Here is a 20,048-nt window from a genome sequence, read left to right as displayed (position 1 = left end):
TCTTGCTGGCTGGTGTGGCAATAGCCACGCCAGCACTTAACCCCCCGTATCTAACAGGGGGGTACAAATCGACAGGAAACAGTCAAAAAAACATTAGAAAATCCTTTGGTTACAAGGGATTTACAAAATTTCAGCGTATGTCAAATGGGCTTTAAAAGTTGACATACGCCTTTTTGATTGGAGGGATTTTTACTGAATGAACAAACTTGGTTACAGCATTTAAAAGAAAAACGCTTGGCTTATGGACTATCTCAAAACCGTTTAGCTGTTGCGACTGGTATTACAAGGCAGTATCTAAGCGATATTGAAACAGGAAAAGTCAAGCCATCAGAGGATTTACAGCAGTCCCTTTGGGAAGCTCTGGAACGCTTCAATCCCGACGCTCCCCTTGAAATGCTGTTTGATTATGTAAGAATTCGCTTTCCGACAACAGACGTACAGCAGGTGGTCGAAAACATCTTACAACTGAAACTGTCCTATTTTCTTCATGAGGACTATGGTTTCTATTCTTATTCAGAGCATTATGCTTTAGGCGACATATTCGTCCTTTGCTCCCATGAACTGGACAAAGGAGTTCTGGTGGAATTGAAAGGTCGTGGGTGCAGACAATTTGAAAGCTATCTTCTGGCACAACAAAGAAGCTGGTATGAGTTCTTTATGGACGTTTTGGTGGCTGGCGGTGTGATGAAACGCCTTGACCTTGCCATTAACGATAAGACAGGGATTTTAAATATCCCTGTACTCACTGAAAAGTGCCAACAGGAAGAATGTATCTCCGTCTTCCGCAGTTTTAAAAGCTATCGCAGTGGCGAACTGGTACGCAAAGAGGAAAAGGAATGTATGGGAAACACCCTCTATATCGGTTCATTACAAAGTGAAGTTTATTTCTGTATCTATGAAAAGGACTACGAGCAGTACAAGAAAAATGATATTCCCATTGAAGACGCAGAAGTAAAAAACCGTTTTGAGATTCGATTGAAAAATGAGCGTGCCTATTATGCAGTCCGTGATTTACTCGTCTATGACAATCCAGAGCATACCGCCTTTAAAATTATCAATCGGTATATCCGTTTTGTAGATAAAGACGATTCCAAACCTCGTTCTGATTGGAAACTGAATGAAGAATGGGCTTGGTTTATTGGGAACAATCGTGAACGATTAAAACTAACCACAAAACCAGAGCCTTACTCCTTCCAAAGGACGCTGAACTGGCTATCTCATCAAGTTGCCCCGACCTTAAAGGTTGCGATTAAACTTGATGAAATCAACCAGACGCAGGTTGTAAAAGACATTCTCGACCATGCGAAACTGACAGACCGACACAAGCAGATTTTGAAGCAACAGTCAGTAAAAGAACAGGACGTGATAACAACAAAAAAATAACTCAAATACAAATTCATTGAATATAGAGAGGAGAACATTTTTATGAATTTTGGACAAAACCTTTATAACTGGTTTCTATCAAACGCTCAATCACTGGTGCTTTTAGCAATCGTTGTGATTGGCTTGTATCTTGGCTTCAAGCGTGAGTTTAGCAAACTGATTGGCTTTTTAATTATTGCGATTATTGCGGTTGGCTTAGTCTTCAACGCTGCTGGAGTAAAAGACATTTTACTAGAGCTATTCAATCGCATTATTGGTGCTTAAATAAAACCGTTCTTTTGTGGAATATAAGTGGTTTTCTTATGTTCCGCAAAGGAATGGTACACCAAACGAAGTGCGGTAGGGATTTTTGAATCTCTACAAAGAAAGGACGTGAATATATGGACGATATGCAAGTCTATATTGCGAATTTAGGCAAATACAATGAGGGCGAATTGGTCGGTGCGTGGTTTACCTTTCCCATTGACTTTGAGGAAGTCAAAGAGAAAATCGGCTTGAATGATGAATATGAGGAATACGCCATTCATGACTACGAGTTACCCTTTACGGTTGACGAATACACTTCCATTGGCGAACTCAATCGACTATGGGAAATGGTATCGGAATTACCCGAAGAATTACAATCGGAGCTATCTGCTCTGCTCACTCATTTTTCAAGCATTGAAGAACTAAGCGAACATCAAGAGGATATTATCATTCATTCCGATTGTGATGATATGTATGACGTGGCACGCTACTACATTGAAGAAACGGGTGCTTTAGGCGAAGTACCAGCTAGTCTTCAAAACTATATTGATTATCAAGCCTATGGTCGGGATTTAGACCTTTCAGGAACGTTTATCTCAACCAATCATGGGATTTTTGAAATCGTCTATTAAATCTGTCGGTACATTACTACTGGCAGATTTTCTATTTTACGGGGTGGCTCAATCAGCTACCCCTATTTTTTATGAAAGGATTGATTACATGAAGAAAATACGAAGCTATACCAGTATCTGGTCTGTGGAAAAGGTACTGTATTCTATCAATGATTTTAGACTTCCGTTTCCCATAACCTTTACGCAAATGACATGGTTTGTCGTGTCACTCTTTGCAGTGATGATACTTGGCAACTTGCCCCCTCTTTCCATGATAGAGGGAGCATTTCTCAAATACTTTGGGATTCCTGTGGCTTTCACATGGTTTATGTCTACAAAAACTTTTGATGGTAAAAAGCCTTATGGATTTTTGAAGTCTGTCATTGCTTATGCACTGCGACCAAAGCTGACCTATGCAGGAAAAAAAGTAACGCTTGGCAGAAACCAGCCACAAGAAGCCATTACAGCAGTTAGGAGTGAATTTTATGGCATATCCAATTAAATACATTGAAAACAATCTCGTCTGGAATAAAGACGGGGAATGTTATGCTTACTATGAGCTTGTTCCTTACAATTACTCATTTCTAAGTCCAGAACAGAAAATACAAGTGCATGATTCTTTCAGACAGCTTATCGCACAAAATCGTGATGGCAAAATTCATGCTTTACAAATCAGTACAGAATCCAGCATACGTTCTGCACAAGAGCGTTCCAAAAATGAAGTCACTGGCAAGCTCAAAGCGGTTGCCTATGACAAAATCGACCAACAGACAGACGCTTTAATATCCATGATTGGCGAAAATCAAGTGAACTACCGTTTCTTTATCGGCTTTAAGTTGCTTCTCAACGATCAGGAGTTTTCTATGAAAAGTCTTACCGTTGAAGCAAAAAATGCTTTGTCTGATTTTGTCTATGATGTGAACCATAAGCTGATGGGCGATTTTGTTAGTATGAGTAATGATGAAATCCTGCGTTTTCAGAAGATGGAAAAGCTCTTAGAAAATAAAATCTCTCGTCGTTTCAAAATCCGCAGGTTAGATAAGGACGACTTCGGCTATCTGATTGAACACCTTTACGGACAGACAGGCACTGCCTATGAAGAGTATGAGTACCATCTATCAAAGAAAAAGCTGGATAATGAAACGCTGATTAAATACTATGACTTGATTAAGCCTACTCGCTGTTTGGTGGAAGAAAAACAGCGATATTTGAAAATCCAGCAGGAAGATGAAACCGTCTATGTAGCTTACTTTACCATTAACAGCATTGTCGGAGAACTGGACTTCCCGTCCTCTGAAATCTTCTACTACCAGCAACAGCAATTTACATTCCCGATTGATACGTCAATGAATGTGGAAATTGTAGCGAATCGTAAAGCCCTATCTACTGTCCGCAATAAAAAGAAAGAACTGAAAGACTTGGATAACCACGCTTGGCAAAGTGATAATGAAACCAGCTCCAATGTGGCGGAAGCTCTGGAAAGTGTGAATGAGCTGGAAACCAATTTAGACCAAAGCAAGGAATCTATGTACAAGCTGTCTTATGTGGTAAGGGTATCAGCAAATGATCTTGACGAACTCAAACGTCGTTGTAATGAAGTGAAAGATTTTTATGACGATTTAAGCGTAAAACTGGTACGACCATTTGGGGATATGCTCGGCTTACATGAAGAATTTTTACCTGCCAGCAAGCGTTATATGAATGATTATATTCAATACGTGACCTCTGATTTCCTCGCTGGTTTAGGTTTTGGTGCTACTCAAATGCTGGGGGAAAATGAGGGGATTTATGTTGGCTACAGCTTAGATACTGGACGCAATGTCTATCTGAAACCTGCTCTTGCCAGTCAAGGGGTTAAGGGTTCAGTAACCAATGCGTTAGCGTCGGCTTTTGTTGGTTCGCTGGGTGGTGGTAAATCCTTTGCGAATAACCTTATCGTCTATTATGCGGTGCTTTATGGGGCACAAGCAGTGATTGTAGACCCAAAAGCAGAACGTGGCAGATGGAAAGAAACCTTGCCAGAGATTTCCCATGAAATCAATATCGTCACTCTGACTTCTGATGAGAAAAACAAAGGCTTACTTGACCCTTATGTGATTATGAAAAATCCCAAAGATTCTGAATCACTGGCTATTGATATTCTGACATTCCTTACGGGGATTTCCTCTCGTGATGGGGAACGCTTCCCAATCCTTAGAAAAGCCATTCGTGCAGTAACCAATAGTGAAGTACGAGGGTTGATGAAAGTGATTGAGGAATTACGGGTTGAGAATACGCCACTAAGTACCAGTATAGCCGACCATATCGAAAGTTTTACAGACTATGACTTTGCACATTTATTATTCAGTAATGGTTATGTGGAGCAGTCTATCAGCTTAGAAAAACAACTGAACATTATACAGGTTGCGGACTTGGTACTTCCCGACAAGGAAACTTCCTTTGAGGAATATACCACTATGGAGCTTTTATCCGTTGCTATGCTGATTGTCATTAGTACCTTTGCTTTAGACTTTATCCATACAGACCGAAGCATTTTCAAGATTGTAGATTTAGACGAAGCATGGAGCTTTTTACAGGTAGCACAAGGAAAAACACTATCTATGAAGCTGGTTCGGGCTGGTCGTGCTATGAACGCTGGGGTATATTTCGTGACCCAAAATACAGACGACCTCTTAGATGAAAAACTGAAAAATAACCTCGGCTTAAAATTTGCATTTCGTTCCACTGACCTTAACGAGATTAAAAAGACCTTAGCCTTTTTTGGTGTAGACCCAGAGGACGAAAACAATCAGAAGCGATTGCGTGATTTGGAAAACGGGCAATGCCTTATCAGTGATTTATATGGTCGTGTCGGTGTGATACAGTTCCACCCTGTATTTGAAGAACTGCTCCATGCCTTTGATACCAGACCACCTGTGCGAAAAGAGGTGTAAATGTGAAACCATCAATAGTAAACAGAATAAAATCAAACTGGACGCTGAAACGTCTAGGTAAAGTGGCAATGACAGTGGCTTTCACACTTGTGATTGCCATTTTTCTTTTAGCCATGCTGGGAACGGTGGTTCAAGCTGCGGGCTTGGTAGATGATACGGTCAATGTGGCAAATGAATACAGCCGATACCCACTTGAAAACTATCAACTGGATTTTTATGTGGATAATAGCTGGGGCTGGCTTCCGTGGAACTGGTCGGACGGGATTGGAAAACAGGTCATGTATGGACTATATGCCATTACCAATTTTATTTGGACAATCAGTTTGTATGTTTCCAATGCGACAGGTTACTTAGTACAGGAAGCCTATTCCTTAGACTTCATTTCCGCTACAGCAGATTCCATTGGTAAGAATATGCAGACCTTAGCTGGTGTGAGTGCAAACGGATTTTCAACAGAGGGTTTCTATGTTGGATTCCTCTTACTCTTGATTTTGGTTCTTGGGGTTTATGTTGCCTATACGGGACTGATAAAGAGAGAAACCACAAAGGCAATTCATGCCATTATGAATTTTGTGCTGGTGTTTATCCTATCGGCTTCCTTTATTGCCTACGCTCCCGACTACATTAAAAAAATCAATGACTTTTCATCAGACATCAGTAATGCCAGTTTATCACTTGGCACGAAGATTGTCATGCCCCATTCCGATAGTCAAGGCAAGGACAGCGTGGACTTAATCAGAGATAGCCTGTTTTCCATACAGGTTCAGCAACCGTGGCTACTGCTTCAATACAACAGTTCAGACATTGAAAGTATCGGTATTGACCGTGTGGAAAGCCTGCTCTCCACCAGCCCAGATTCCAACAATGGCGAAGACAGAGAAAAAATTGTTGCGGAAGAAATTGAAGACAGAAGCAATACCAATCTAACCATTACAAAGACCATTAACCGTTTAGGTACAGTCTTCTTCCTATTTGTCTTCAATATTGGGATTTCCATATTTGTATTCCTATTAACAGGAATCATGATTTTCTCGCAGGTACTTTTTATCATCTATGCTATGTTTCTGCCTGTGAGCTTTATTTTAAGCATGATTCCATCATTTGATGGTATGTCAAAACGAGCCATAACAAAGCTCTTTAATACCATTTTGACACGAGCTGGAATCACATTGATTATTACGACAGCATTTAGTATTTCAACCATGCTCTATACCTTATCGGCTGGTTATCCGTTCTTTTTGATTGCTTTTCTACAGATTGTGACCTTTGCAGGAATCTACTTCAAGCTGGGCGATTTAATGAGTATGTTTTCTCTACAGAGTAACGATTCTCAAAGTGTGGGAAGTCGTGTGATGAGAAAACCTCGTATGCTTATGCACGCTCACATGCACCGTCTACAGCGGAAACTTGGACGTTCCATGACTACTCTAGGGGCTGGGTCTGCCATTGTTACAGGTAAAAAAGGACAGTCGGGTTCGGGGAGTTCTGCAAGGACACAAGCAGATCACTCCCGACCAGACGGAAAGGAAAAATCAACACTTGGAAAACGTATCGGTCAAACCATCGGTACAGTAGCTGATACCAAAGACAGAATGGTAGACACTGCTAGTGGTTTGAAAGAACAGGTTAAAGATTTGCCGACCAATGCAAGATATGCAGTATATCAAGGAAAATCCAAAGTAAAAGAGAATGTCCGTGATTTAACCAGTAGTATTTCTCAAACCAAAGCGGACAGAGCCAGTGGACGCAAGGAACAGCAGGAACAAAGGCGAAAAACCATTGCGAAGCGTCGCTCTGAAATGGAACAGGTCAAACAGAAAAAACAGCCTGCTTCTTCTGTTCATGAAAGACCGACTACAAGACAAGAACAATATCATGATGAACAGACCTCAAAACAGTCTAATATTCAGACTTCATATAAGGAATCTCAACAAGCCAAACAAGAGCGTCCAGCAGTTAAGTCCGATTTTTCAAGTCCAAAAGTGGAACGCCAAGGCAATACCGTTCAAGAAAAAACCGTTCAAAAGCCAGCAACTTCAACCACTACAGCAGATAGAACTTCACAACGTCCAATCACAAAAGAACGTCCGTCTACTGTTCAAAGAGTACCACTACAAAATACAAGAAGTAGACCACCAATCAAAACCGCCACCATTAAGAAAGTCGGTAAGAAACCATGAAGTTGAAAACTTTAGTGATTGGTGGTTCTGGATTATTCTTGATGGTCTTCTCACTGCTTCTGTTTGTTGCCATTTTATTTTCAGATGAACAGGACAGCGGAATTTCCAATATTCATTATGGAGGTGTGAATGTTTCCGCAGAAGTGCTGGCTCATAAGCCTATGGTAGAAAAATATGCCAAAGAATATGGCGTTGAAGAATATGTCAACATACTTCTTGCGATTATACAGGTGGAATCGGGCGGTACTGCGGAAGATGTTATGCAGTCCTCGGAATCCCTCGGTCTTCCACCTAATTCATTGAGTACAGAAGAATCCATTAAGCAAGGTGTGAAGTATTTCAGTGAATTATTAGCCAGTAGCGAAAGGCTCAGTGTAGATTTAGAATCGGTTATCCAGTCCTACAATTATGGTGGTGGTTTCTTAGGGTATGTGGCTAATCGTGGAAATAAATATACCTTTGAACTGGCTCAAAGTTTCTCAAAAGAGTATTCAGGTGGCGAAAAAGTGTCTTACCCCAATCCCATAGCCATACCTATCAATGGGGGCTGGCGATACAACTATGGCAATATGTTTTATGTGCAACTGGTAACGCAGTATCTTGTCACAACAGAGTTTGATGATGATACGGTACAAGCCATCATGGACGAAGCACTGAAATATGAGGGCTGGCGATACGTTTACGGTGGAGCTTCCCCGACTACTTCTTTTGATTGTAGCGGACTGACACAATGGACGTATGGAAAAGCTGGAATTAACTTACCACGAACCGCACAACAGCAATATGATGTGACCCAGCATATCCCACTATCGGAAGCACAAGCTGGCGATTTGGTTTTCTTTCATTCTACCTATAACGCTGGCTCTTATATTACTCATGTTGGGATATACCTTGGCAATAACCGTATGTTTCATGCAGGCGACCCAATCGGTTATGCCGACTTAACAAGCCCCTACTGGCAACAGCATTTAGTGGGAGCAGGACGAATCAAACAATGAGAAAGGAAGATTTAATGATGAAATTTAGAAAAAATCAGAATAAAGAAAAACAGATACCAAAGGAAAAGAAACCTCGTGTCTATAAGGTCAATCCTCATAAAAAGGTTGTGATTGCCTTGTGGGTACTTTTAGGGCTTAGTTTCAGCTTTGCGATATTCAAGCACTTTACAGCTATAGATACTCATACTATTCACGAAACAACTATCATAGAAAAGGAATACGTTGATACTCATCATGTAGAAAATTTTGTAGAGAACTTTGCGAAAGTCTACTATTCATGGGAGCAATCCGATAAGTCCATTGATAATCGAATGGAAAGTCTAAAAGGCTATCTGACAGATGAACTTCAAGCTCTCAATGTTGATACAGTACGCAAAGATATTCCTGTATCGTCTTCTGTAAGAGGATTTCAGATATGGACGGTAGAGCCAACTGGCGACAATGAGTTTAATGTAACCTACAGTGTAGACCAGCTCATTACAGAGGGAGAAAATACAAAGACCGTCCACTCTGCTTATATAGTGAGTGTCTATGTAGATGGTTCTGGAAATATGGTACTGGTTAAGAATCCGACCATTACCAACATACCTAAGAAATCAAGTTATAAACCAAAAGCCATTGAAAGTGAGGGGACGGTTGATTCCATTACAACCAATGAAATCAATGAGTTTTTAACGACGTTCTTCAAGCTCTATCCTACAGCGACAGCCAGTGAACTTTCCTACTATGTGAATGACGGGATATTAAAACCAATCGGAAAAGAGTACATCTTTCAAGAACTGGTAAATCCTATTCACAATCGTAAGGATAATCAAGTCACGGTATCGCTGACAGTGGAGTATATCGACCAGCAGACCAAAGCAACGCAGGTATCTCAATTTGATTTGGTACTTGAAAAGAACGGGAGTAATTGGAAGATTATAGAATAACAAATATTGGTACATTATTACAGCTATTTTGTAATCACGTACTCTCTTTGATAAAAAATTGGAGATTCCTTTACAAATATGCTCTTACGTGCTATTATTTAAGTATCTATTTAAAAGGAGTTAATAAATATGCGGCAAGGTATTCTTAAATAAACTGTCAATTTGATAGTGGGAACAAATAATTGGATGTCCTTTTTTAGGAGGGCTTAGTTTTTTGTACCCAGTTTAAGAATACCTTTATCATGTGATTCTAAAGTATCCGGAGAATATCTGTATGCTTTGTATGCCTATGGTTATGCATAAAAATCCCAGTGATAAGAGTATTTATCACTGGGATTTTTATGCCCTTTTGGGCTTTTGAATGGAGGAAAATCACATGAAAATTATTAATATTGGAGTTTTAGCTCATGTTGATGCGGGAAAAACTACCTTAACAGAAAGCTTATTATATAACAGTGGAGCGATTACAGAATTAGGAAGCGTGGACAGAGGTACAACGAAAACGGATAATACGCTTTTAGAACGTCAGAGAGGAATTACAATTCAGACGGCGATAACCTCTTTTCAGTGGAAAAATACTAAGATGAACATCATAGACACGCCAGGACATATGGATTTTTTAGCAGAAGTATATCGTTCATTATCAGTATTAGATGGGGCAATTCTACTGATTTCTGCAAAAGATGGCGTACAAGCACAAACTCGTATATTGTTTCATGCACTTAGGAAAATAGGTATTCCCACAATCTTTTTTATCAATAAGATTGACCAAAATGGAATTGATTTATCAACGGTTTATCAGGATATTAAAGAGAAACTTTCTGCGGAAATTGTAATCAAACAGAAGGTAGAACTGCATCCTAATATGCGTGTAATGAACTTTACCGAATCTGAACAATGGGATATGGTAATAGAAGGAAATGATTACCTTTTGGAGAAATATACGTCTGGGAAATTATTGGAAGCATTAGAACTCGAACAAGAGGAAAGCATAAGATTTCATAATTGTTCCCTGTTCCCTGTTTATCACGGAAGTGCAAAAAACAATATAGGGATTGATAACCTTATAGAAGTGATTACGAATAAATTTTATTCATCAACACATCGAGGTCAGTCTGAACTTTGCGGAAAAGTTTTCAAAATTGAGTATTCGGAAAAAAGACAGCGTCTTGCATATATACGTCTTTATAGTGGCGTACTGCATTTGCGAGATTCGGTTAGAATATCGGAAAAGGAAAAAATAAAAATTACAGAAATGTATACTTCAATAAATGGTGAATTATGTAAAATCGATAAGGCTTATTCCGGGGAAATTGTTATTTTGCAGAATGAGTTTTTGAAGTTAAATAGTGTTCTTGGAGATACAAAGCTATTGCCACAGAGAGAGAGAATTGAAAATCCCCTCCCTCTGCTGCAAACGACTGTTGAACCGAGCAAACCTCAACAAAGGGAAATGTTACTTGATGCACTTTTAGAAATCTCCGACAGTGACCCGCTTCTGCGATATTATGTGGATTCTGCGACACATGAAATCATACTTTCTTTCTTAGGGAAAGTACAAATGGAAGTGACTTGTGCTCTGCTGCAAGAAAAGTATCATGTGGAGATAGAAATAAAAGAGCCTACAGTCATTTATATGGAAAGACCGTTAAAAAAAGCAGAGTATACCATTCACATCGAAGTTCCACCGAATCCTTTCTGGGCTTCCATTGGTCTATCTGTAGCACAGCTTCCATTAGGGAGCGGAGTACAGTATGAGAGCTCGGTTTCTCTTGGATACTTAAATCAATCGTTTCAAAATGCAGTTATGGAGGGGATACGCTATGGCTGTGAACAAGGATTGTATGGTTGGAATGTGACGGACTGTAAAATCTGTTTTAAGTATGGCTTATACTATAGCCCTGTTAGTACCCCAGCAGATTTTCGGATGCTTGCTCCTATTGTATTGGAACAAGTCTTAAAAAAAGCTGGAACAGAATTGTTAGAGCCATATCTTAGTTTTAAAATTTATGCGCCACAGGAATATCTTTCACGAGCATACAACGATGCTCCTAAATATTGTGCGAACATCGTAGACACTCAATTGAAAAATAATGAGGTCATTCTTAGTGGAGAAATCCCTGCTCGGTGTATTCAAGAATATCGTAGTGATTTAACTTTCTTTACAAATGGACGTAGTGTTTGTTTAACAGAGTTAAAAGGGTACCATGTTACTACCGGTGAACCTGTTTGCCAGCCCCGTCGTCCAAATAGTCGGATAGATAAAGTACGATATATGTTCAATAAAATAACTTAGTGTATTTTATGTTGTTATATAAATATGGTTTCTTGTTAAATAAGATGAAATATTTTTTAATAAAGATTTGAATTAAAGTGTAAAGGAGGAGATAGTTATTATAAACTACAAGTGGATATTGTGTCCTGTATGTGGAAATAAAACACGATTAAAGATAAGGGAAGATACTGAATTAAAAAAATTCCCCCTCTATTGTCCGAAATGCAGACAAGAAAATTTAATTGAAATAAAGCAGTTCAAAGTAACTGTGATTACAGAGCCAGACGCAAAGACGCAGAGCCGATAAAATGAGATTAATACAATCTCATTTTATCGGCTCTTTCCGTTATGTATGGATTCTTTTAATTAGTCTTCGATGTTTCTTGCTTCGTTGATACCGCTGGCTAAAGATTCCATTAAGGATAGTTCTTTGTCTGTAAAGCTATCCATGTATTTCTCTATCTGTAATCGTCGGGTGCTTTTTACCAAGTTATTAGCAGGTAAGAAAAATTCATCAACGGAAACATGAAGTAACGATACAAGGTCATAAAGAACTTGTATGCTGGGGTGTTGCCCTTTATTTTCAATATTAGTTAAGTACCGTGGGTCAATTTCAATCAATGCTCCCACTTGTTCACGAGTTAAACCTCGTTTCAATCGAGCTTCTTTAATGGCTAAACCAAAGGCTCTAAAATCATATTTATCTTCTTTTTTACGCATAGTAGACCACCTCTATACATTTTATTGTTCCTACTGAATTAAAAACAGGTATAGAAAAACGTGTTATATGGTTTATAGGTTTATATTTAATAAAAAGCACTACTAAACGCCAATAAAAAAAACCGTTATATGGTAGTGCTATTTACGCTGTTAAAATATTGTATATTACTTCCAAATGGCGGTTTGTTGGAGGTCAACGTCGCCATGAAGTACATCATATACAATAAATTTCCTTACATTGGGTTCTTGTCAAAAAAAGTCGTCTATCTGCAATAGATAAGTACGTCCACCAATGTGGTTTTATAAATCATATAGATAGAATAACAGAAGCATGTAAACAGAGAAATAAATCTGTTTATATGCTTTTTTGGCTATTCAGAACTTTTTTACAAAGTTTATTTATCAGTAATGCAACAAATCCCCCTTTCACATTGGGACTAAGAGTGAAAGGAGATAAACGAGCAAGGCTCACTTCCTTTCCTAGACAGAAAGGGGGTGAGAAACATGAAACCATCTTCTTTTCAGACCACAATAGAAAATCAGTTTGACTATATCTGTAAACGTGCTATGGAAGACGAGCGAAAGAATTATATGCTTTATCTTTCAAGGATTGCAAAGCGTGAGGTGTCCTTTTCGGATGTTGGCGATTATCTTGTTAGCCAGTTTGCGACAACAGATAACTATTCAACTGACTTTCAGATTTTTACACTCAATGGGTTATCAGTAGGCGTTGAAAATGATTTGTTGAGTGAAGCATTACGTGAGTTGCCAGACAAGAAACGTGAAATTCTACTGCTGTTTTACTTTATGGACATGAGCGATTCAGAAATTGCAGACCTGTTGAAATTGAACCGTTCTACTGTCTATCGGCATAGAACCAGTGGACTAGCCTTAATTAAAAAGTTTATGGAGGAATTTGAAGAATGAAAACACAATATCCTATGATTCCCTTTCCTCTCATTGTAAAGGCAACAGATGGCGATACCGAAGCGATTAACCAGATTCTACATCATTACAGAGGGTACATAACGAAGCGTTCCCTACGACTTATGAAAGATGAATATGGCAATCAAAGTATGGTCGTTGATGAAGTCTTACGTGGAAGAATGGAAACCAGACTGATTACAAAGATTTTGTCATTTGAAATTAAGTAATATCCTCTCTCCTTTCGTGGAAGCGTGCTAAACCATTCCACGCTTCCCGAACAGGGAGGTTTGTTATTCCACCAAAGCATATTGAGCTTTCAATGTGTTTTGATAGGCTAACGAGCCATTGTTCTTTGAAAACTGAATAAAAGTAATCGAATACGTTTCGATAAGAAAAGAGCCAACGGAACTAACCGCCATGACCTATCTTATAAAGATAGCGAGCGATTCATGTTAGTGATCCGAGAAGCAATCTTTAGCAGGATTGCCTGCAACGACATTCTTATCGTGATAATGATACTCCCATACAGTCAATAGTCCGAGCGTGATAAAACCGTCGCAGGCAATGAGTATGGCTACATGAGAACCATGCAGGGGTGGAACTCCCGTGAGCTTTGCTAAAGCTGTTCGATTGCTGGTAAAACAACTTTTATGAAATCCAAATAAGTGATTTGGAAAGGAGGATTTTATGAAGCAGACTGACATTCCTATTTGGGAACGTTATACCCTAACCATTGAAGAAGCGTCAAAATATTTTCGTATTGGCGAAAACAAGCTACGACGCTTGGCAGAGGAAAATAAAAATGCAAATTGGCTGATTATGAATGGCAATCGTATTCAGATTAAACGAAAACAATTTGAAAAAATTATAGATACATTGGACGCAATCTAGCGTCGCCAAAGGGTCTTGTATATGATAAAATAGTATTAAGTCGTATCAAGGCTCTTTCCATAAAGGAAAGGAGCAAATGCCATGTCAGAAAAAAGACGTGACAATAAAGGTCGAATCTTAAAGACTGGAGAGAGCCAACGAAAAGACGGAAGATACTTATACAAATATATAGATTCATTTGGAGAACCGCAATTTGTTTACTCGTGGAAACTTGTGGCTACAGACCGAGTACCAGCAGGAAAGCGTGATTGTATCTCACTTAGAGAGAAAATCGCAGAGTTACAGAAAGACATTCATGATGGTATTGATGTTGTAGGAAAGAAAATGACACTCTGCCAGCTTTACGCAAAACAGAACGCTCAAAGACCAAAGGTTAGAAAAAACACTGAAACTGGACGCAAATATCTTATGGATATTTTGAAGAAAGACAAGTTAGGTGTAAGAAGTATTGACAGTATTAAGCCATCAGACGCTAAAGAATGGGCTATTAGAATGAGTGAAAATGGTTATGCTTATCAAACCATCAATAACTACAAACGTTCTTTAAAGGCTTCATTCTATATTGCTATACAAGATGATTGTGTTCGGAAGAATCCATTTGACTTTCAACTGAAAGCAGTTCTTGATGATGATACTGTCCCTAAGACCGTACTAACAGAAGAACAGGAAGAAAAACTGTTAGCCTTTGCAAAAGCTGATAAAACCTACAGCAAAAATTATGATGAAATTCTGATACTCTTAAAAACAGGTCTTCGTATTTCAGAGTTTGGTGGTTTGACACTTCCAGATTTAGATTTTGAGAATCGTCTTGTCAATATAGACCATCAGCTATTGAGAGATACTGAAATTGGGTACTACATTGAAACACCAAAGACCAAAAGTGGCGAACGTCAAGTTCCTATGGTTGAAGAAGCCTATCAAGCATTTAAGCGAGTGTTAGCGAATCGAAAGAATGATAAGCGTGTTGAGATTGATGGATATAGTGATTTCCTCTTTCTTAATAGAAAGAACTATCCAAAAGTGGCAAGTGATTACAACGGCATGATGAAAGGTCTTGTTAAGAAATACAATAAGTATAACGAGGATAAATTGCCACACATCACTCCACATAGTTTGCGACATACATTCTGTACCAACTATGCAAATGCAGGAATGAATCCAAAGGCATTACAGTACATTATGGGACATGCTAATATAGCCATGACGCTGAACTATTACGCACATGCAACATTCGATTCTGCAATGGCAGAAATGAAACGCTTGAATAAAGAGAAGCAACAGGAGCGTCTTGTTGCTTAGTAGTACAAATGAATTTACTACTTATTTACCACTTCTGACAGCTAAGACATGAGGAAATATGCAAAGAAACGTGAAGTATCTTCCTACAGTAAAAATACTCGAAAGCACATAGAATAAGGCTTTACGAGCATTTAAGAAAATATAAAAAGATAATTAGAAATTTATACTTTGTTTAAGTGAAAAATATTAAAAATATCTTTTGGGTTTATAAGGAAAACAGCCGTGACAGTATATAATCACGGCTGTTTTCCTATTTATGTTATCGTCTGCCATTAGTACCTCTTCATACTTTCTTTTTCCAGCCTGATAGACGGGGGTCATGAATCAAAATCTTATCTTCCGGCAAATCAGACCTCGACCCATTCACGATTACATCCACATGTTTCCACGCTTCCTCCTCCAATAATAAAGGAAGCATCAGGGAATCCCACCAGTCAGCGAATTTTGTGACAGACTCGACGGTACCGCCATTTTCCCCATTCGCAACATCTCTCTGTACAACACGGTTCCGGGCGATCCCGGGCTCTGTGTCGACCCAAATGGAATATGCCCCAGCTGCGCGCATCGATTTTCTGCACGCGCCCATGCCCTCTATGATGAGCGCCCTGTCAGGATCGGCATTGATGTAACCGGGACGGTTTTCCTTGATCCAGCTGGCAGGCTTATAAGAAACTTTCTTCCCATAGAGCCAGGGGTTCACGATGCCCGCAAGCATCTCATCGTCCCAGTGGACCGGGTCTGCACACCAGCTTACATCATCTGTATGAACCAGATCTGCATACAGCAATTCAGCAAGCTTTTTCGCTAAGGTTGTCTTTCCTGAGCCGGCAGCCCCATCAATAAGTATCAAAGGTCTGGGCATGCGATTTAATATTTTTGCAGCCAGAACGGACAGTGTTTCTTCCGACCACGATTTTATTTCAAGTGATGGAAGTGTAGTTAATATTGGGTTCATAGGCACTCCTTTACTTTTCGCTATGCATGAGAATATTCGGGGAAATAAAGTTTATTCTCTTCGATTTCTTTTAATATATTTCCCATGCAGAAAAGACGATAATTGTCAGCACCGTCATATTCTTCTAAATCAAATATATCTAAATCAAATTTCTTAGGTGTAAAACCAATGATAACTCTATCAAATGTATCTGGAATTTTCGCTAATACATCTCTAACAGAAGTCTCTTTATCTGCAATTATACTGTTAAGATACAATGTCTTTTCATTACACTCATAGCATGCGAAACAATTAAGACTTTTTGAATAATATACATTCTGGAAATCGCCAGTATAGAACATTTGAAGACCAAACTTATTCGTCTGTTCAAAAGAGCTGTTACAGGTAGTAAGCTTGACCATAGCTAAATAGTTCTCTCTTTTTTCTTTATTCTTCCTGATTTCTATGAAATCGGCATCTTTTTTTTCTATTACAATATTTTTTTTAACAGATACTTTACACTGCATGCTTTTCCAGAATCCAAGATCTTCGTAAAAATTGAGAGCGCTGAGATTTGCAAACAGATATATTCCATCACAATTGTCACGGTAATCCTTAATAATTTCTTTGATTAATCTCCCGGCAAAACCCATTCTGCGATACTCGGGCAAAGTCATAACCGTACCAATCTGTATATAGGTTCTTTCTTTGTACTCACCATCTAAATTAATTTGAGAAAATTTCATAATATTGGCCGAAGCATTAGAAATAATCTTTCCATCAATTTCTATGGAATAAGGTATATATTCTCCGGTATAGTAACCATTGTTATACCAGTCTGTGAAATCAAAGCCATATATGTCCCGCGTAAGAGAATTTAGAAGCGTTCTCTTTGCATCATCATTAAAATAGCCTTTAATGAAATGTTCCATCATAAATCCTCCTGCTCATTTATTATTTCCACCTCACTAATATTTTCTATCCTGAGCAGCTTTATGATTTGATTTTTCTTCCTATCTACAAAGCGGACTTTGATCCATTCATCATCTGCATCTAATACAAAACAATTCAATTCCGTATTTCCTACTAATTGCAGGGCATCATCGGATTTTATTTTGCAATCTTTACTGACTAATTCACTGATTAATTTTGACATATAATTTTCTCCTTTTTGCTTTTTCTCTAATCTTTTTACCGCTGCTTCAAGCCGTTTAACTTTGCCGGGATATGAAGAATAACAAAATACAAGGCAAAGGGCCACTAATCCAAACCATTCCATGAGATTCCTCCATTTACTAGAATTCTTCTAGCGTACCATTTTCTAATCTATAATTGAAAAATTCATCATTTGTCATATCTTTAAAATATGTTCTGATAATGCGGCATACTCCGCCATGACTAATGATAAGAACATTTTTTCCGTATTGTTCTTCCTTTATTTTATCAATTACTCCATATATTCTGTATGCCACCTGCAACATAGATTCGCCTTCAGGATATCTATATGCAAAATCTCTTTTATTATTTAGAAAACGAGGATCATTTCTGTCTACACCCTCATAAATACCATAATTTTGCTCAACAAGAAGGTCCTCTATCTGAATTGCAATATTATTTTTTCGGCCTATAATCTTACTTGTTTCCACGGCTCTTTTTAACGGGGACGATAAAATAATATCAATATTATAATTTCCCACTGTGTCTGCTAATTTTTCCGCTTGCACTATTCCCTTTTTGTTTAGTCCTATATCAGTAACTCCACATACTTTATTTTGTGCATTCCAGGAAGTCTGACCGTGACGGGCAACATATAGCTTCATAAAGATATCTCCTGTTTAATTTTAGTTTTTACTTGTCTTTTATTATGATGTTCATAACGAGTTTAACCAGATAAATTATATCATGCATAAATCTAAAAGGATAGTAAGATATATTCAATATTGCGGCATTAACGCTTACTAATAAAAACCAGCTATCCTCTTATGCCAAAGCCATAGAGGGTAGCTGGCAGCTATAGATACTATGGGATCCGAAGCGTGATCCTTAGTTGATCAAATGTCTTTCGATTTCGGGAATATTTGCGCTCGAAAATGATAGAGGCTACTTTAATATTTGCTTCACTTTGTCAATACTGATATTACAGAGAACGGCAATTTCTTCGGGAGACTTGCCCTGCATATATAGTTTAAAAACCTGACGGGCCTCCTCTACTCCTAACTCTTTGCCCTTTCGTATTCCAATCTCTTCGCCGGCCTTTCGTCCAATTTCCTCCCCGGCCTTGCGCCCAATCTCTTCTCCGGCTTTAAGTCCCCTCTTTTCAGCGCTGCTGATCTGGGTATTATAATCCTTCAATGCCTTTTCCCTTGCTTCATATTCCAGCCGTTTCTTCTCGTCAGCACTTAGATTGAGCAATGTATTGTATGCTTCATCGAAATATTCGTTTGTTTTAGCCATATTCTGAAACTCCTCCTTGCTTTTGCTGCTGAAGAACCTCATCCATGCAAGAACATCTTCTCCGGTCTTAACCTCAGGAGGCAGTTTTTTCAGTTCCAGTATCTGAAGCTCCATTTTATCGGAATACAGTTTTGATGTCTGATCATCCCGGAAATGAATCCTGCGGTAACATTCTTTATCATTCGGAAAATGGATGAAGTCTAAAATACTTACATGGATACACTTTTGCAGCTTCTCATAGGACTCACCTTTACGGATCTGGCTGTCAAACATCTTACTAAGGTAGAACAAGGCGCGTTCATCCCAGTATTCAAAGTATTTGACCTGCATTTCCATGTTCATCTGCGTCCCGTCCTTAAGTAATACCCGTACATCCATAATTCCCAGCATATCATCAGCCGAGTCTCTCGGCAGCAGTGTGGGCAGAAGGACGGTGTCTTCCACTTCGTCCGGAGACAGGTCCAGCAAAGCCGAAATGAATCCTTTCCTGACTTTGGGGTTCTGCATCAGTTCCTTGAAACAAAAGTCTACAGTGGGTAACATAATAAAATTGCTTTGGGCCATAAAATGAAATCTCCTTTCCTGTGCAGAAAACGAATGTTACACATGTAAGGAGTTATTCTGGTTTATTATTATCATATCATGATATATGGATATGTAAAAGACAGAAGTACCTTAAAAATGTAGAAGATTCATTGTTTTCTGCGGTTCTAATAAGTAATTAATTGGGGTAAACCGGCGAACTGCCGATCGAAAAATGAAAGGTGAATACCTTTCGAAGTTTCTTGGTGAGAGTATATCATGAGATAAGGGAAAGAGCAATTAGGCAATATGACGAAATTGGAGTTGCATTTTTCTCATTCCTGCTAAGCGCGTGAATATGATTTAACAGAAAATAATAAAAACCAGCTATCCTCTTACCAAGGCCAGAGGGCAGCTGGCAACTATAAATTACTATGATATCCGAAGCGTGATAATCTGATGATCAAATGTCTTTTGATTTCGGAAACATTTGTGTTTGAAAATGATAGAGACTACTCCAATATTTGCCTCACTTTGTCGATACTGATATTACAGAGACCAGCAATTTCTTCAAGAGACTTGCCCTGCATATATAATTTGAAAACCTGACGGGCCTCTTGAACTCCTAACTCTTTTCCTAACTCTTTGCCCTTTCGTATTCCAATCTCTTCGCCAGCTTTGCGTCCGATTTCCTCCCCGGCTTTGAGTCCCCTCTTTTCAGCGCTGCTGATCTGGGTATTATAATC

General features: G+C 38.7%; 23 protein-coding genes and 1 pseudogene. 16 read left to right on the top strand and 8 right to left on the bottom strand.

The genetic code is table 11. The features are described 5' to 3' along the window. The first annotated feature begins 2 nt into the window (after positions 1-2). The 12 genes from DWX43_RS22525 to DWX43_RS22470 all read left to right on the top strand — a co-directional run bounded on the left by DWX43_RS22525 (position 3) and on the right by DWX43_RS22470 (position 11,862). Entirely contained in the window at positions 3-155 is a 153-nt protein-coding gene (locus DWX43_RS22525) for a hypothetical protein (RefSeq protein ID WP_000879507.1), read from the top strand. 22 nt (positions 156-177) lie between these two features. Then, positions 178-1,383: a MobT family relaxase gene (gene mobT / locus DWX43_RS22520; RefSeq protein WP_000398284.1), complete on the top strand. Its 1,206-nt coding sequence runs from the start codon at positions 178-180 to the stop codon at positions 1,381-1,383. Between the two features lie 42 nt (positions 1,384-1,425). After that, complete coding sequence (locus tag DWX43_RS22515; protein ID WP_001009056.1) at positions 1,426-1,647, top strand: hypothetical protein; 222 nt, start codon at positions 1,426-1,428, stop codon at positions 1,645-1,647. A 116-nt stretch (positions 1,648-1,763) separates the two neighbouring features. Then, positions 1,764-2,261, top strand: a complete 498-nt coding sequence (locus DWX43_RS22510) for an antirestriction protein ArdA (RefSeq protein WP_000342539.1) — start codon at positions 1,764-1,766, stop codon at positions 2,259-2,261. A gap of 88 nt (positions 2,262-2,349) precedes the next feature. Beyond that, a complete protein-coding gene (locus tag DWX43_RS22505) occupies positions 2,350-2,742 on the top strand; it encodes a conjugal transfer protein (protein WP_000723888.1) in 393 nt (130 codons plus the stop codon). Further along, a complete protein-coding gene (locus DWX43_RS22500; protein ID WP_000331160.1) occupies positions 2,726-5,173 on the top strand; it encodes an ATP-binding protein in 2,448 nt (815 codons plus the stop codon). Before DWX43_RS22505 ends, DWX43_RS22500 begins: the two co-directional genes overlap by 17 nt. 2 nt (positions 5,174-5,175) lie before the next feature. Continuing rightward, complete coding sequence (locus tag DWX43_RS22495; protein WP_000804748.1) at positions 5,176-7,353, top strand: membrane protein; 2,178 nt, start codon at positions 5,176-5,178, stop codon at positions 7,351-7,353. Continuing rightward, entirely contained in the window at positions 7,350-8,351 is a 1,002-nt protein-coding gene (locus DWX43_RS22490) for a bifunctional lysozyme/C40 family peptidase (RefSeq protein ID WP_000769868.1), read from the top strand. The genes DWX43_RS22495 and DWX43_RS22490 overlap by 4 nt, the downstream gene beginning before the upstream one ends. After that, on the top strand, positions 8,348-9,280 hold the full coding sequence (locus DWX43_RS22485) for a conjugal transfer protein (protein WP_001224318.1): 933 nt from the start codon (positions 8,348-8,350) through the stop codon (positions 9,278-9,280). Before DWX43_RS22490 ends, DWX43_RS22485 begins: the two co-directional genes overlap by 4 nt. A 244-nt stretch (positions 9,281-9,524) precedes the next feature. Further along, positions 9,525-9,641, top strand: a complete 117-nt coding sequence (locus tag DWX43_RS22480) for a tetracycline resistance determinant leader peptide (RefSeq protein WP_001814923.1) — start codon at positions 9,525-9,527, stop codon at positions 9,639-9,641. Between the two features lie 15 nt (positions 9,642-9,656). Next, positions 9,657-11,576 carry a tetracycline resistance ribosomal protection protein Tet(M) gene (gene tet(M), locus DWX43_RS22475; RefSeq protein WP_026389858.1) on the top strand — a complete coding sequence of 640 codons (1,920 nt, stop codon included), beginning with the start codon at positions 9,657-9,659 and terminating at the stop codon, positions 11,574-11,576. 118 nt (positions 11,577-11,694) lie between these two features. After that, complete coding sequence (locus DWX43_RS22470) at positions 11,695-11,862, top strand: cysteine-rich KTR domain-containing protein (RefSeq protein ID WP_000336323.1); 168 nt, start codon at positions 11,695-11,697, stop codon at positions 11,860-11,862. Positions 11,863-11,921: 59 nt separating this feature from the next. Here the strand turns inward: DWX43_RS22470 and DWX43_RS22465 are convergent, their stop codons facing one another. Continuing rightward, complete coding sequence (locus tag DWX43_RS22465) at positions 11,922-12,275, bottom strand: helix-turn-helix transcriptional regulator (RefSeq protein WP_001227347.1); 354 nt, start codon at positions 12,273-12,275, stop codon at positions 11,922-11,924. A gap of 504 nt (positions 12,276-12,779) precedes the next feature. Here DWX43_RS22465 and DWX43_RS22455 point away from each other — a divergent pair. Both DWX43_RS22455 and DWX43_RS22450 read left to right on the top strand, forming a co-directional pair. Continuing rightward, positions 12,780-13,202, top strand: a complete 423-nt coding sequence (locus DWX43_RS22455) for a sigma-70 family RNA polymerase sigma factor (RefSeq protein ID WP_000804885.1) — start codon at positions 12,780-12,782, stop codon at positions 13,200-13,202. Then, positions 13,199-13,429 carry a helix-turn-helix domain-containing protein gene (locus DWX43_RS22450; protein WP_000857133.1) on the top strand — a complete coding sequence of 77 codons (231 nt, stop codon included), beginning with the start codon at positions 13,199-13,201 and terminating at the stop codon, positions 13,427-13,429. Before DWX43_RS22455 ends, DWX43_RS22450 begins: the two co-directional genes overlap by 4 nt. A 225-nt stretch (positions 13,430-13,654) precedes the next feature. Here DWX43_RS22450 and DWX43_RS27475 read toward each other — a convergent pair whose 3' ends face one another. Further along, positions 13,655-13,906 (bottom strand): hypothetical protein, encoded by a 252-nt coding sequence (locus DWX43_RS27475; RefSeq protein ID WP_001845478.1) that lies wholly within the window; start codon positions 13,904-13,906, stop codon positions 13,655-13,657. Here DWX43_RS27475 and DWX43_RS22440 point away from each other — a divergent pair. Both DWX43_RS22440 and DWX43_RS22435 read left to right on the top strand, forming a co-directional pair. After that, the gene (locus DWX43_RS22440) at positions 13,890-14,093 is read left to right on the top strand and encodes an excisionase (RefSeq protein WP_000814511.1); all 204 of its coding nucleotides are present in this window, start codon (positions 13,890-13,892) and stop codon (positions 14,091-14,093) included. The two genes, DWX43_RS27475 and DWX43_RS22440, sit on opposite strands and share 17 nt — an antisense overlap. A gap of 81 nt (positions 14,094-14,174) precedes the next feature. Continuing rightward, positions 14,175-15,392 carry a tyrosine-type recombinase/integrase gene (locus DWX43_RS22435; protein WP_001291561.1) on the top strand — a complete coding sequence of 406 codons (1,218 nt, stop codon included), beginning with the start codon at positions 14,175-14,177 and terminating at the stop codon, positions 15,390-15,392. A gap of 283 nt (positions 15,393-15,675) precedes the next feature. Here DWX43_RS22435 and DWX43_RS22430 read toward each other — a convergent pair whose 3' ends face one another. The 6 genes and pseudogenes from DWX43_RS22430 to DWX43_RS27105 form a co-directional block, all read right to left on the bottom strand. Next, positions 15,676-16,347: an AAA family ATPase gene (locus DWX43_RS22430; protein ID WP_118621942.1), complete on the bottom strand. Its 672-nt coding sequence runs from the start codon at positions 16,345-16,347 to the stop codon at positions 15,676-15,678. 20 nt (positions 16,348-16,367) lie between these two features. Then, positions 16,368-17,261 carry a GNAT family N-acetyltransferase gene (locus tag DWX43_RS22425; protein ID WP_118621940.1) on the bottom strand — a complete coding sequence of 298 codons (894 nt, stop codon included), beginning with the start codon at positions 17,259-17,261 and terminating at the stop codon, positions 16,368-16,370. Then, complete coding sequence (locus DWX43_RS22420) at positions 17,258-17,605, bottom strand: hypothetical protein (protein ID WP_118621938.1); 348 nt, start codon at positions 17,603-17,605, stop codon at positions 17,258-17,260. Before DWX43_RS22420 ends, DWX43_RS22425 begins: the two co-directional genes overlap by 4 nt. A gap of 16 nt (positions 17,606-17,621) precedes the next feature. Continuing rightward, positions 17,622-18,146 (bottom strand): histidine phosphatase family protein, encoded by a 525-nt coding sequence (locus tag DWX43_RS22415; protein ID WP_118621936.1) that lies wholly within the window; start codon positions 18,144-18,146, stop codon positions 17,622-17,624. A gap of 280 nt (positions 18,147-18,426) precedes the next feature. Then, on the bottom strand, positions 18,427-19,344 hold the full coding sequence (locus DWX43_RS22410) for an Rpn family recombination-promoting nuclease/putative transposase (protein WP_118621934.1): 918 nt from the start codon (positions 19,342-19,344) through the stop codon (positions 18,427-18,429). A 470-nt stretch (positions 19,345-19,814) separates the two neighbouring features. Further along, positions 19,815-20,048 (bottom strand): annotated as a pseudogene (locus DWX43_RS27105) (hypothetical protein); the annotation flags it as partial.

This window comes from Clostridium sp. AF19-22AC (assembly GCF_003479085.1).
GTDB classification, from domain to species: domain Bacteria; phylum Bacillota; class Clostridia; order Lachnospirales; family Lachnospiraceae; genus Faecalicatena_A; species Faecalicatena_A orotica.
Note: the sequence above shows the minus strand (reverse complement) of the source record. Positions and strands in the feature narration are given on the sequence as shown.

Coding starts and splice junctions, on each gene's coding strand:
- DWX43_RS22500 (WP_000331160.1), top strand. CDS start 2,726: ATGGCATATCCAATTAAATACATTGAAAACAATCTCGTCTGGAATAAA.
- DWX43_RS22425 (WP_118621940.1), bottom strand. CDS start 17,261: ATGATGGAACATTTCATTAAAGGCTATTTTAATGATGATGCAAAGAGA.
- DWX43_RS22515 (WP_001009056.1), top strand. CDS start 1,426: ATGAATTTTGGACAAAACCTTTATAACTGGTTTCTATCAAACGCTCAA.
- DWX43_RS22510 (WP_000342539.1), top strand. CDS start 1,764: ATGGACGATATGCAAGTCTATATTGCGAATTTAGGCAAATACAATGAG.
- DWX43_RS22465 (WP_001227347.1), bottom strand. CDS start 12,275: ATGCGTAAAAAAGAAGATAAATATGATTTTAGAGCCTTTGGTTTAGCC.
- DWX43_RS22410 (WP_118621934.1), bottom strand. CDS start 19,344: ATGGCCCAAAGCAATTTTATTATGTTACCCACTGTAGACTTTTGTTTC.
- DWX43_RS22450 (WP_000857133.1), top strand. CDS start 13,199: ATGAAAACACAATATCCTATGATTCCCTTTCCTCTCATTGTAAAGGCA.
- DWX43_RS22430 (WP_118621942.1), bottom strand. CDS start 16,347: ATGAACCCAATATTAACTACACTTCCATCACTTGAAATAAAATCGTGG.
- DWX43_RS22485 (WP_001224318.1), top strand. CDS start 8,348: ATGAGAAAGGAAGATTTAATGATGAAATTTAGAAAAAATCAGAATAAA.
- DWX43_RS22505 (WP_000723888.1), top strand. CDS start 2,350: ATGAAGAAAATACGAAGCTATACCAGTATCTGGTCTGTGGAAAAGGTA.
- DWX43_RS22435 (WP_001291561.1), top strand. CDS start 14,175: ATGTCAGAAAAAAGACGTGACAATAAAGGTCGAATCTTAAAGACTGGA.
- DWX43_RS22440 (WP_000814511.1), top strand. CDS start 13,890: ATGAAGCAGACTGACATTCCTATTTGGGAACGTTATACCCTAACCATT.
- DWX43_RS27475 (WP_001845478.1), bottom strand. CDS start 13,906: ATGTCAGTCTGCTTCATAAAATCCTCCTTTCCAAATCACTTATTTGGA.
- DWX43_RS22490 (WP_000769868.1), top strand. CDS start 7,350: ATGAAGTTGAAAACTTTAGTGATTGGTGGTTCTGGATTATTCTTGATG.
- DWX43_RS22415 (WP_118621936.1), bottom strand. CDS start 18,146: ATGAAGCTATATGTTGCCCGTCACGGTCAGACTTCCTGGAATGCACAA.
- DWX43_RS22455 (WP_000804885.1), top strand. CDS start 12,780: ATGAAACCATCTTCTTTTCAGACCACAATAGAAAATCAGTTTGACTAT.
- DWX43_RS22420 (WP_118621938.1), bottom strand. CDS start 17,605: ATGGAATGGTTTGGATTAGTGGCCCTTTGCCTTGTATTTTGTTATTCT.